Source organism: Arthrobacter sedimenti, assembly GCF_042652025.1.
In the GTDB taxonomy this organism is placed as follows: Bacteria; Actinomycetota; Actinomycetes; order Actinomycetales; family Micrococcaceae; genus Arthrobacter; species Arthrobacter sedimenti.
Genome location: NZ_JBHSDQ010000003.1, coordinates 262,675 through 274,374, shown reverse-complemented (window position 1 = coordinate 274,374; position 11,700 = coordinate 262,675). Strand labels below are relative to the sequence as shown.

The following is an 11,700-nucleotide window of genomic DNA, read 5'->3' as shown; positions in this document are numbered from 1 at the left end:
CGCTCCCCTTACTTGGTTTCGTTCAGGTTCGGGTTGCGGTCGTACTCCACGCCGAGCAGGCCGGTATTGCCGTCAGCCTTGAGCTGGTCCATGTGGGCCTGGAATTCAGATTCCGACACCACCTTTACGCGGAACAGCATTTCGGAGTGGTACTCGCCGCAGAGTTCGGCACACTTACCGTCGTAGGTGCCCTCTTTAGTGGGGGTGAACCGGATGTAGTTGGTCTTGCCCGGGATCATGTCGCGCTTCTGCAGGAAGGCGGGAACCCAGAAGGAGTGGATGACATCGCGCGAGTTGAGCTCAAGGTCAACGGACTTGTTGACCGGCAGGTACAGGGTGGGAAGCTGTTCCTTGTCGATGGTGTTGCCCGTGAGGTGCGCCTGGACGCCGGCCTCGTGGAGGTCTTCCTGGATGACGTTGCCGGACTTGTAGTTGAAGTCCCATGCCCACTGCTTGCCGCGGACGTCCACTACGACGTCAGCCGGCTGGGAGCGGTCATCGATGGCCTGCTGGTCACGGTCGGTGAAGTAGAAGAACACCAGGACCATGAAGATCGGGATGGTCAGGTAGAAGACCTCGAGGGGGAGGTTGAAGCTGGTCTGCCGGGGGAAGCCTACGGTTCCCTTGCGGCGGCGGTAGGCAACCAGGCACCAGATGATGAGGCCCCACGTAATGGTGCCCACCACGAGCGCAGCAATCCATGAGTTGACCCAGAGGTCCATGATGCGGTCGGTGTTGCTGGTGGTGCCACGTTCAGTGGGCATCCACCCTTTCTCTACCTCTGGCGAACATCCGGTCAAAACCAACGCGCCGGCAATTGCCAAGCTTGAGATCGTGGTGATCGTTTTGCGTCGGCTGCCGGTTCGGTTCTGCGAACTCACAGACGGCCCTTCCTACTTGTTGCTGTTGTCCGGGCAGCCAGAAAGGCGCTCCGGGCACAAAAAAGTTTTACTACTCGGTGTAGAGCTTACCGCTCCGCCGGGCGTTTCGCCCACATGTCCGCGCCGAGCCCCCGTGCCGTTTTGGACGGCAGGGAACCCGGCGCGGACATCAGGCGAAACAACCGGCTTAGTGGAATGAATCGCCGCAGGCGCAGGAGCCTCCGGCGTTCGGGTTGTCGATGGTGAAACCCTGCTTCGAGATGGTGTCTTCGAAGTCGATGCTGGCGCCGCTCAGGTACGGCACGCTCATCTTGTCGACGACGACCTCGACTCCGTCAAAGTCGCGCACGGCGTCACCATCAAGGAGCCGTTCGTCGAAGTAGAGCTGGTAGATCAGCCCTGAGCAACCGCCGGGCTGCACGGCTACGCGCAGCCGCAGGTCCGTGCGGCCTTCCTGCTCGAGGAGGCTGCGTACCTTGCCTGCAGCGACGTCGGTCAGGTTGACCTCGTGAACGGGCAGTTCGTCGCTTGCCACGGTGGTGGCGGTGCTGTTTTCGTTGGTTGCGGTGCTCATTGGCCTACCTTCTTAGGACGGTCTGGCGGCGTCGCCGGAACGGCGCCTGCCCCTACGGTTACGGTATGGGCTATAGCTACATGCTACGCGCGGCAGTCCTGTAGCTCTAACTCCTGTCGTAACCGTCAAAGCGGCCCGCTTGTTCCCTGGGAGCTTGCCCGCTCCGCTGCCCGGCACAGCGCCCTCATGCGGTGGCGGGGAGGCCTTCACTGTCCAGCCGCGCCAGCATGAGGGCCTCGGCAAGAATGGCGTTGCGGAAGTCGCCGATATGCAGGGACTCGTTGGCACTGTGCGCCCTCGAATCGGGGTCTTCCACGCCCGTAACCAGGATCTGCGCTGCCGGATACAGATCCGTGAGGTCCGCGATGAAGGGAATGGAACCGCCGATGCCGGTTTCCACGGCAGGAACGCCCCATGCCTCCCCCAGAGCCCACATGGCCACGGAGGCAGCTGCGGAGGAGGTGTCTGTCCGGAACGGGTTGCCGGCTTCCCCCGGGGTGAAGACAACCTTTGCGCCGAATGGCGCGTTGGCCTCAACGTGCCTGCGAACTGCTTCCATGGCTTCGGCCGGATCCTGCCCGGGGGCCAGGCGCAGGCTGAACTTGGCCCGCGCACGCGGAAGGAGGGTGTTGGAGGCTACATCCACCGCGGGCGCGTCGAAGCCGATGATCGACAGTGCGGGCTTGGTCCACAGCCGTGAGGCGATGCTCCCCGACCCGGCCAGGCGGACGCCGTCGAGCACGGACGCGTCGGCCCGGTAGTCTGACTCCGGCATCTCCACTGCCGCAGTGTCGGTGGCCACCAGGCCCTCGATGGCCACATTCCCGTCTGCATCGTGAAGCGTGGCGATCAGGCGCGACAGCAGCGTGGGCGCATCCAGGACCGGGCCCCCGTACATGCCGGAGTGCACCGCGTGTTCCAGGACCTGCACCTCAATGGTGCCGTCCACCAGGCCCCGCAGGCTGGTGGTCAGGGCAGGTACGCCGACTTTCCAGTTGCTGGAGTCGGCGACCACGATAACGTCGGCCCGCAGCAGTTCGCGATTGGCTTCCAGGAACGCGCGGAAGGTGGGTGAGCCTGCTTCCTCCTCCCCCTCGATGAAGAAGGTCACGCCCAGACCCAAAGCGCCGGCCAGGACCTCGGAGACAGCCGCGTAGGCGGCAACATGTGTCATGATGCCGGCTTTGTCATCAGCGGCGCCCCGGCCGAACAGGCGGCCGTCCTTCTCGATGGCATTGAACGGCTCGGTTTCCCACAGCGACTCGTCGCCCACCGGCTGGACGTCATGGTGCGCGTACAGGAGGACCGTCGGCTTTCCTTCCGCGGCCGGACGGCGGGCGACGACGGCCGGCCCACCGGGTGTGCCGTCTGCCTTGTTCACCGACAGCACCTTCACTCCGCCAAGGCCGGCGCCCCGGAGGAGTTCCGCGACGGCCTCGGCGCTGCGTTCGAGCGGCGTGCGCTCGAAACTCGGCCATGCGATTCCGGGAATGGCGACGAGCTCCTTGAGCCGTTCCAGCGTCCGGTCGAAGGAGCCGTCTACGGCAGAACGAAGATCGTCCGTCCTGGCGTTGCCCACGGGGCTGGATCCTGGGACGTCTGTGGTGCTGTGCGGGGTGGCCGCGGATGATGAGGTCATGGCCAAAACATTACCCTCGTCACATTCCGCTCCCGGCCAGGGCAGACATGGCAGCAGGCAGCGGCCGTGCTGCTGCAAGGTATTCTGGTCAGGTGTTCGGACGTAGAAAAGAAGCGCCCTCGGCGCAGCAAACAATAGACCAGCAGGCGGCGGAAGCGGCGGCGCGGCAGAACAGTGCGGTGGGCAAGGGCGCCCCTACCCCCACCCGGAAGGCCCAGGAGGCTGCCCGCAAACGCCCGCTGGTCCCCGAGGACCGCAAGGCGTCCAAGGCCGCCGAACGCCAGGCCGTGCAGGACCAGCGGCTCAAAATGCGCCGGGCCCTGGACACCGGTGACGAAAAGTTCCTGCCGCTCCGGGACAAAGGCCCGCAGAAGCGGTTTGCCCGTGACTTCGTGGACGCGCGCTTCAACCTTGGCGAGTACCTGATGTTCGGCGCCCTGGTCTTCGTGCTGGTGTCCCTGGTGGTCCCGGCCTCGAGCGACATGATGATCTACGTCCTGGGCGCATTCTGGGTGATGTTCCTGGCTGTCTTCGTGGACGTTTTTATCCTTTCCCGCAAGCTCCGCACGCGCCTTGCGGAGAAGTTCGGCGAGGTGGAGCGCGGAACCGTCTGGTACGGCTCCATGCGGTCCCTGCAGTTCCGGAAACTGCGGCTGCCCAAGCCCCAGGTTCAGCGCGGACAGTACCCCGCCTGAGCAGGCACCGACATTAAGCACAGGAAACCCGGCGGAATGACCGCCGGGTTTCCTTTTTAAGTGCCCGTTTCTTTTGGGTGCAGGTTTGCCTGGGCGCCCGAGTGTCAGGAGCGGCGGTTCTTTGCCAGTTGCCTGTTGATCCGTGCTGCCCAGAACGGACCTTCATAAAGGAATGCTGTGTAGCCCTGCACCAGGGTTGCGCCGGCGTCGAGCCTTTCCTGTACGTCCTGGGCCGACTCCACACCGCCCACCGCCACCAGTGTCAGCGAGTCGCCGGTGGCCTTCTTGAGCCGCTTGAGGACGTCGAGGGACCGCGCTTTCAGAGGGGCTCCGGACAGGCCGCCGGCACCGCACCTGGCCACCTGGTCCGCCGGCGAGGCCAGTCCCGTCCGGGCGATGGTGGTGTTGGTGGCGATGATGCCGTCCAGTTTCAGGTCCAGGGCGAGGCGCGCGACGTCGTCGATGTCCTCGTCGCTGAGGTCCGGGGCGATCTTCACCAGCAGGGGCACGTGGCGTCCGGCAGCCCGGTCAGCTTCCTGTCCCACAGCCGTCAGGAGAGGGCGGAGGGTTTCCACGTCCTGGAGCAGCCGGAGTCCCGGCGTGTTGGGGGAACTGACATTCACCACCAGGTAGTCCGCGGCCGGTGCCAGGCTGCGGGCGCTCACCAGGTAGTCGTCAACGGCGTCCGCCAACTCCACCACCTTGGTCTTGCCAATATTGACGCCAATAACGGGGCGCACCGCCGGGTACCGGCGCTGAAGCGCGGCGCGCGCCGCCTTCAACCGGGGTGCAACGGCCGAGGCACCGTCGTTATTGAAACCCATCCGGTTGATAACCGCGCGGTCCTCCACCAGTCGGAACAGCCGCGGTTTTTCATTGCCCGGCTGGGCCTGGCCAGTGATGGTGCCGACTTCCACGTGGCCAAACCCAAGGTCCGTGAGGGCCTCGATGCCGAGCCCTTCCTTGTCGAAGCCGGCAGCCAGCCCGAAGGGCGAAGGAAACGTAACCCCAAAGGCAGCGGTCTGGAGGGACGGTGCCGGCGCCGTCAGCTTCTGCAGGAGCTTCCCGGCGCCTGACGCATGCGCGAGCCGGATGCCTTTGAATCCGATCTTGTGGGCGCGCTCGGCGTCCATCCATGAAAAGGCCAGCCTGAAGAAAGTGGGGTAAACGCGCATGCCTCCAGTTTCCCGTTTCCAGGGGCCGCATACCAAAACGAGGAAGCAGCCCGACCGGAACGGACGCACCCGCCGGGCCGGTCTAGCATGAGGTCATGCAGTGGCAGCAGGACATTCTGGGCGGGGACTTTGAGTCCCATTCCTTTGTGGCCACCGGACCTGATGGTGTGGAGCGGACCGCAACCCTGGTACGGCTGCGGCCCGACCCGGACAGGGCCGCAGCCAACGGCCGCCGCGGTGCAGTCCTGTTCCTGCACGGCTGGAGCGACTATTTCTTCAATGTGGACCTGGCACGGTTCTGGGCCGGGGCGGGATACGACTTCTACGCCCTGGACATGCACAACCATGGCCGCAGCCTGCGCCCGGAATCACCTGGTGGGTATGTGGCGGACCTCGCGGCATATGACGCCGAGATTGAAGAAGCGCGGCGCATCATCCGCACCGAAGGCGCCCCCGGCCCCCTGGCCTTGATGGGCCATTCCACCGGCGGACTGGTGGCAGCCCTCTGGACCAGCCGCCACCCGGGAGACGTCTCGCTGTTGGTCCTCAACAGTCCGTGGCTGGAGATGCACGGCAGCTCCCTTGTGCGGCGTGCTGCGGCCGGCATGGTGCGGCCGGTGGCCCGTCTCCGGCCCCAAACAGTCCTGCGCCTGCCCGAACGCGGCCATTACTGGCGCACCATCAGCAGCGCTGCCGACGGCGAGTGGCCGCTTGACGAGCGCTACCGGCCCCGGATGGCGTTCCCTGTGCGGGCAGGGTGGCTGAGGGCGGTATTGGCAGGGCATGCGCGGGTGGCACGCGGACTGGCAATCGAAGCGCCGATCCTGGTCCTGCTCTCCAAGGGGAGCGCGAACGGGCTGCTGTGGTCCGAGGAAATGCGCCGCACCGATGCCGTCCTGGACGTCAATACCATCAGCGCCCGGGCGCTGACCCTGGGCCGCACCGTAACCCTTGAGCGGATTGACGGCGCGCTGCACGACGTCTTCCTCTCCCCCGAGCCGATCCGGTCCGATGCCTACTCAAGGCTGGCCCGTTGGCTGCGCGCGTACGGGTGAGGCTATTCCGCTTGGAGCCCCGCCGGGGAATCGTGCCGGACGTCCGCGGGAGCAGCAGCGGCATCCACGGCACCCCCGTAGCGGCGGTCCCTGCGGGCATATTCCTCGACGGCGGCCCAGAGTGTCCGCCTGTCCACATCCGGCCACAGCGTGTCCATGAAGACGAACTCAGCGTAGGCGGACTGCCAGAGGAGGAAGTTGGACAGCCGCTGCTCGCCGGAGCTGCGCAGGAAGAGGTCCACATCCGGCAGGTCAGGCTCGTCGAGGTATTTCTGGATGGTCCGTTCCGTAATGGCACCGGGCTTCAGCTTGCCCGCTGCCACGTCGGCAGCAATGGCGGACACGGCATCGGTGATCTCAGCCCGGCCGCCGTAATTAACACACATGGTCAAATTACAGGTGCTGTTGCCTGCCGTGAACTCTTCGGCCTCTTCCAGCTCCCGGATCACCGAACCCCAGAGCTTCGGGCGCCGGCCGGCCCAGCGGACGCGCACTCCCCAGTCATCGAGCTGGTTCCGCTGCCTTCGCAGCACGTCCTTGTTAAATCCCATTAGGAAGCGGACTTCTTCGGGCGACCTCCGCCAGTTCTCTGTGGAGAAGGCGTACACGCTGACGTACTCAATGCCCAGCTCGATGGCTCCGGCCATGACGTCAAGCAGCGCGGGCTCCCCCGCCTTGTGCCCCTCGATCCGGGGCAGGCCCCGCTGGTTGGCCCACCGTCCGTTGCCGTCCATCACGATGGCCACGTGCCGCGGAATGAACTCAGCCGGAATGGAGGGAGCCACCGCACCGGAAGGGTGCGGGTAGGGGGCCACCACGGGATGGGTCCGCCTGCGGGCTGCATTGTTCTTTTTTCCCAGGGCCACTGTCAGCTACGCTCCACATGTTTGAGGGATTTCAGTACTCGTTCCAGATGCCACTGCAGGTATGCGGCCACCAGCCCCGCCGCTTCCTTGCGGTGCTGGGCCTGGGAAGCGTCCGCCGTCGTCCAGTCCCCGGTCAGCAGCGCAGCCAGCAGGATGACAGTCTCGGGCGCAGGGGCGGGTGACCCCGGCGGGCGGCACTGTGCGCAGACCATGCCGCCCAGGGGCGCGGAGAACGCCGTGTGCGGGCCGGGCAGGCCGCAGCGCGCGCAATCGGTGAAACTGGGCGCCCACCCGCCGGTAGCCAGCGCGCGCAGCAGATAGGAGTCCAGGATGAGGCCGGCGGCATGCTCGTCCCGGCTCAACGCGGCGAGGGCCCCCACCAGCAGGTTGTACTGGGCGGTGCCGGCCTCGCCGTCCACATCCGTGAGTTTCTCCGCCGTCTCGGTCATCGCTGCGGCAACCGTGTACCTGCCGTAGTCCGCGGCGATACTTCCACCATAGGCACCTTTGGCGACGGCCTGGGTCACGATGTCCAGTGTGCGTCCCGAGACCAGTTGGAGGTCCGCCACCATGAAGGGTTCAAGCCGGGCACCGAAACGGCTGCTGGTGCGGCGCACACCCTTGGCGACGGCCCGGACCTGCCCATGGTGCTTGGTCAGGAGGGTGATGATCCTGTCCGCCTCGCCCAGCTTGTGGGTACGGAGCACCACGGCGTCGTCCCGGTACGCACGGGAGGCGAAAGACTGTTGGGGCACGCTCTATCTTCCCATCCTGCGCGGCAGGATGCTGCCAAGGCGTGGTGGCGCCGCCGGTTGAAGCGGCGCCACCAGCTACCGGTGTCAGGCCTGTGCGTCCCGGATGGCGCGGTTGACTGCCGAGATGACGGCCTTGAGGGAGGACATGCTGGTGTTGGCATCGATCCCTACGCCCCACAGAACCCGCTCCCCCACGGCACACTCAACATAGGCGGCGGCCATGGCGTTGCCGCCTTCGGACAGCGCGTGCTCGCTGTAGTCCAGCACCCGGACGTCGACGCCGTCCTCGTGGAGGATGTTCAGCAGGGCCGCAATGGGACCGTTGCCGGTGCCGGTGCGGCTTACCTGCGCACCGTCAATGGCGAGGGACGCGTGCAGCGTCATGCCGCCGTCGGCATCCGTTTCCGTCTTGACGCCGCCCAGGGAGTAGCGTCCCCACTGCCCGTCAGCCTGCCCGGACGGCAGGTATTCGTCCTGGAAGATCTGCCAGAGCTGCGCGCCGCTGACCTCCCCGCCCACGGTGTCGGTGCGGCGCTGGATGACGCCGGAGAACTCAATCTGTGCGCGGCGCGGCAGGTCCAGGCTGTGCTCGTTCTTCAGCAGGTAGGCTACGCCGCCCTTGCCGGACTGAGAGTTCACGCGGATCACGGCTTCGTAGCTGCGGCCCAGGTCCTTCGGGTCCACCGGCAGGTACGGCACCTGCCAGGTGAACTCGTCCACGGCCTTGCCTGCTGCAGCGGCGTCGCGCTCCAGGGCTTCGAAGCCCTTCTTGATGGCGTCCTGGTGGGAGCCGGAGAAAGCGGTGAACACCAGGTCTCCACCGTACGGCGACCTCTCCGGGACCGGCAGCTGGTTGCAGTACTCCACGGTGCGGCGGACGTCGTCGATGTTGGAGAAGTCGATCATGGGGTCGATGCCCTGGACGAACAGGTTCAGGCCCAGGGTGACCAAGTCGACGTTGCCGGTGCGTTCGCCGTTGCCGAAGAGGCAGCCTTCGATGCGGTCGGCACCGGCCATGTAGCCCAGTTCGGCCGCGGCAACACCGGTGCCGCGGTCATTGTGCGGGTGCAGGGACAGGATGATGCCTTCGCGCGGGTGCAGGTGCCGGCTCATCCATTCGATGGAATCCGCGTAGACGTTGGCCGTGGCCATCTCCACGGTGGCGGGCAGGTTGATGATCACCTGGCGGTCCGCTGAGGCTTCAAAGACGTCGGCGACGGCGTTGCACACCCGGACCGCGTACTCCAGTTCGGTGCCGGTGAAGGACTCCGGCGAGTACTCGTAGGTCACGTGCGTGTCCGCCAGGGTTTCCTCGTACTTTTTGCACAGGCGGGCGCCCTGGAGTGCGATGTCCAGGATGCCGTCCTGGTCCTGGTTGAAGACCACGCGCCGCTGCAGCACGGAGGTGGAGTTGTAGAGGTGGACGATGGCCTGCTTGGCGCCCACCAGGGACTCGTAGGTCCGTTCGATCAGGTGTTCGCGCGCCTGCGTCAGGACCTGGATGGTGACATCGTCCGGGATGTGGTTGCCCTCGATGAGCTGGCGGACAAAATCGAAGTCCGTCTGGGACGCGGACGGGAAGCCGACCTCGATCTCCTTGTAACCCATGCGGACCAGCAGGTCGAACATCTTCATCTTGCGGGCCGGGCTCATGGGGTCGATCAGGGCCTGGTTGCCGTCGCGCAGGTCCACCGCGCACCAGCGCGGGGCCTTGGTGATGACCTTGTCCGGCCAGGTGCGGTCCGGGAGTTCAACCTTGATCTGGTCCTGGAACGGCGTGTACCGGTGGGCAGGCATTCCTGAGGGCTTCTGTGCGTTTCGCATGACGTTCGTGGCCTTTTCTATCGATCTTCAGTGAAAGGGTGGCCGGGCAACACAAACTCCGCAGCGAGGGTGGGCCGTGCGCTAGATAGCGTCTGTGGCCTCGCCGCGGCAGCTAAGGAGAAGGAGCTCTGCACGCACTCTTTGAGGGTAACACGGGTGCGTAAGATGAAAGGGCACTACCGTCCGTAAAGTCCAGCATGCAGACGCCTCGGGTGTTCCGCCCGGCAGCGGCGTTCCAGCAAAAGGAGTTGCAGTGCCCATTTCGGGGATCGATCTGTCCACCATTGATCACACAGTCCGGCCGCAGGATGACCTGTACCAGCACGTCAACGGCGCGTGGCTGAAAGCAACCGAGATTCCGGACGACCGGCCCCTGGAGGGAACCTTCACCGCGCTCCGCGACGGGTCGGAGATCGCTGTCCGGGACATCATCGAGGAGGCTGCGGCCAAGGGAGCGGACGCCACCGGGATCGAGCGGAAGATCGGCGACCTTTACAACAGCTTCATGGATGAGGCCGCTGTTGAGGGCAAGGACATGGAGCCCATCCGCGCGCGGCTGGCCGAGGTGTTTGCCACCGGCTCGGTACCGGATCTCATCGCACTGGCGGGCCGGTTGTTCCGCGCGGACGTGGGCGGATTGTTCTACATCTACCCTGCCCCCGACGCGGGCAACCCGGACAGGGTCCTGCTGTACACCGGTCAGGGCGGCCTGGGCCTGCCCGACGAGTCGTACTACCGGGAGGAGAAGTTCGCTCCCATCGTTTCCGCCTACACCGCGCATGTGGAGAAGATGTTCGAACTCGCCGGAGTGGCCGATCCCCAGGGCGCAGCCGGCCGGGTTGTGCAGCTGGAGACGAAGCTTGCATCCCACCACTGGGACAACGTCACCCTGCGTGATCCGCAGAAGACCTACAACCTGAAGACGGCGGAAGAAGCCAGCGAGCTCTTCCCGCTCCTGGGCACCTGGTTCGATGCTGCCGGAATCGATGCCGACAAGCGGGCGGAAATCGTGGTGAGCACTCCTGACTTCTTTACCGGCGCGGCTGGACTCCTGAACGAGGTCCCCGTGGAGACCTGGCAGGAGTGGCTGGCCATGCGGGTCATCAGCGGTGCCGCTCCCTACCTGTCCTCAAGCTTCGTGGACGCCAACTTTGCCTTCTACGGCACCACCATCAGCGGCACGCCCCGCAACAAGGACCGGTGGAAGCGGGGCGTCGCCGTCGTCGAAGCCGCCCTGGGTGAAGCCGTCGGTCAGATCTACGTGGCACGCCACTTCCCCGAGACCCACAAGGCGCGCATGCAGACCCTGGTGGCGAACCTCATTGAGGCTTACCGCCGCAGCATCACCGGGGTGGGCTGGATGGGTGAGGACACCAAGGCCGAGGCCCTGCGCAAGCTGGAGGCCTTCCGGGCCAAGATCGGCTACCCGGACAAGTGGATCGATTACTCCGTTGTGGAGATCGACCCCAACGACCTCCTCGGCAACGTGGAACGGGCACACAACGCCGACGTCGACCGGCACCTGGATGAGGTGGGCAAGCCCGTGGACCGGACCAAGTGGCTGATGACGCCGCAAACTGTCAACGCCTATTACCATCCGATGATGAACGAGATTGTGTTTCCGGCCGCCATCCTGCAGCCGCCGTTCTTTACCGCCGACGCCGACGACGCCGTCAACTACGGCGGCATCGGCGCCGTCATCGGGCATGAAATCGGCCATGGCTTTGACGACCAGGGCTCGCAGTTCGACGGCGGCGGAGCCCTCCGCAACTGGTGGACGGACCAGGACCGCCAGGCTTTCGAGGCCCTGACGGCGCGGCTCGTGGCCCAGTATGACGCCCTGTCCCCCACCGCCGCGCCGGGCCACCACGTCAACGGACGACTCACGCTCGGTGAAAACATCGGCGACCTGGCAGGCCTGACCATCGCCTACAAGGCGTACCAGATCAGCCTCGACGGCAAGGAACCGGAAGTCCTGGACGGCCTGACGGGCCAACAGCGCTTCTTCGCGTCCTGGGCGGCGGGATGGCGCCAGGTGATCCGGCAGGAAGAGGCCATCCGCCGGCTTGCCACCGATCCCCACTCCCCCAACGAGTTCCGGACCAACGCGATCGCGAAGAACCTGGACTCCTTCCACGAGGCGTTTGAGGTCACTGAGGACGACGGAATGTGGATGCCGGCCGCCGAGCGCGTCAGCATCTGGTAGCTAAATAAAAGCTGGGCCCCGCCTGTACGG

Annotated in this window: 10 protein-coding genes; 3 read left to right on the top strand and 7 right to left on the bottom strand. The window is 65.6% G+C overall.

The features are described 5' to 3' along the window. Window positions 1–8 precede the first annotated feature (8 nt). The 3 genes from ctaC to ACFO0G_RS09340 all read right to left on the bottom strand — a co-directional run bounded on the left by ctaC (window position 9) and on the right by ACFO0G_RS09340 (window position 3,094). Complete coding sequence (ctaC, locus tag ACFO0G_RS09350) at window positions 9–881, bottom strand: aa3-type cytochrome oxidase subunit II (protein ID WP_286397125.1); 873 nt, start codon at window positions 879–881, stop codon at window positions 9–11. Between the two features lie 187 nt (window positions 882–1,068). Further along, the gene (locus tag ACFO0G_RS09345) at window positions 1,069–1,455 is read right to left on the bottom strand and encodes a HesB/IscA family protein (RefSeq protein WP_236798415.1); all 387 of its coding nucleotides are present in this window, start codon (window positions 1,453–1,455) and stop codon (window positions 1,069–1,071) included. A 184-nt stretch (window positions 1,456–1,639) separates the two neighbouring features. Next, window positions 1,640–3,094, bottom strand: coding sequence for a dipeptidase (locus tag ACFO0G_RS09340; protein ID WP_286397129.1), 1,455 nt, complete (start codon window positions 3,092–3,094; stop codon window positions 1,640–1,642). Between the two features lie 92 nt (window positions 3,095–3,186). Between ACFO0G_RS09340 and ACFO0G_RS09335 the strand changes: the two genes are divergently transcribed. Beyond that, a complete protein-coding gene (locus tag ACFO0G_RS09335) occupies window positions 3,187–3,789 on the top strand; it encodes a DUF3043 domain-containing protein (protein ID WP_286397131.1) in 603 nt (200 codons plus the stop codon). Between the two features lie 104 nt (window positions 3,790–3,893). On the opposite strand, the gene ACFO0G_RS09330 is transcribed toward ACFO0G_RS09335, so the two are convergent. Then, window positions 3,894–4,964, bottom strand: coding sequence for a quinone-dependent dihydroorotate dehydrogenase (locus ACFO0G_RS09330; RefSeq protein ID WP_376977183.1), 1,071 nt, complete (start codon window positions 4,962–4,964; stop codon window positions 3,894–3,896). Between the two features lie 95 nt (window positions 4,965–5,059). On the opposite strand from ACFO0G_RS09330, the gene ACFO0G_RS09325 reads away from it, so the two are divergent. Beyond that, window positions 5,060–6,019, top strand: a complete 960-nt coding sequence (locus ACFO0G_RS09325; RefSeq protein WP_376977181.1) for an alpha/beta hydrolase — start codon at window positions 5,060–5,062, stop codon at window positions 6,017–6,019. Between the two features lie 2 nt (window positions 6,020–6,021). On the opposite strand, the gene ACFO0G_RS09320 is transcribed toward ACFO0G_RS09325, so the two are convergent. From ACFO0G_RS09320 to leuA, 3 genes are all read right to left on the bottom strand, one after another. Then, window positions 6,022–6,885 (bottom strand): isoprenyl transferase, encoded by an 864-nt coding sequence (locus ACFO0G_RS09320; protein WP_286397139.1) that lies wholly within the window; start codon window positions 6,883–6,885, stop codon window positions 6,022–6,024. A 2-nt stretch (window positions 6,886–6,887) separates the two neighbouring features. Next, a complete protein-coding gene (gene recO / locus ACFO0G_RS09315; protein ID WP_376977178.1) occupies window positions 6,888–7,640 on the bottom strand; it encodes a DNA repair protein RecO in 753 nt (250 codons plus the stop codon). A gap of 84 nt (window positions 7,641–7,724) precedes the next feature. Beyond that, window positions 7,725–9,464 (bottom strand): 2-isopropylmalate synthase, encoded by a 1,740-nt coding sequence (gene leuA / locus ACFO0G_RS09310; RefSeq protein ID WP_286397144.1) that lies wholly within the window; start codon window positions 9,462–9,464, stop codon window positions 7,725–7,727. 253 nt (window positions 9,465–9,717) lie between these two features. Here leuA and ACFO0G_RS09305 point away from each other — a divergent pair, with 253 nt between their 5' ends. Further along, complete coding sequence (locus ACFO0G_RS09305) at window positions 9,718–11,670, top strand: M13 family metallopeptidase (protein WP_376977175.1); 1,953 nt, start codon at window positions 9,718–9,720, stop codon at window positions 11,668–11,670. Window positions 11,671–11,700: the final 30 nt, after the last annotated feature.

Bases quoted from the DNA above. Each gene is read 5' to 3' on its own strand.
- ACFO0G_RS09345 (WP_236798415.1), bottom strand. From the start codon at position 1,455: ATGAGCACCGCAACCAACGAAAACAGCACCGCCACCACCGTGGCAAGC.
- ACFO0G_RS09340 (WP_286397129.1), bottom strand. From the start codon at position 3,094: ATGACCTCATCATCCGCGGCCACCCCGCACAGCACCACAGACGTCCCA.
- ACFO0G_RS09330 (WP_376977183.1), bottom strand. From the start codon at position 4,964: ATGCGCGTTTACCCCACTTTCTTCAGGCTGGCCTTTTCATGGATGGAC.
- ACFO0G_RS09325 (WP_376977181.1), top strand. From the start codon at position 5,060: ATGCAGTGGCAGCAGGACATTCTGGGCGGGGACTTTGAGTCCCATTCC.
- leuA (WP_286397144.1), bottom strand. From the start codon at position 9,464: ATGCGAAACGCACAGAAGCCCTCAGGAATGCCTGCCCACCGGTACACG.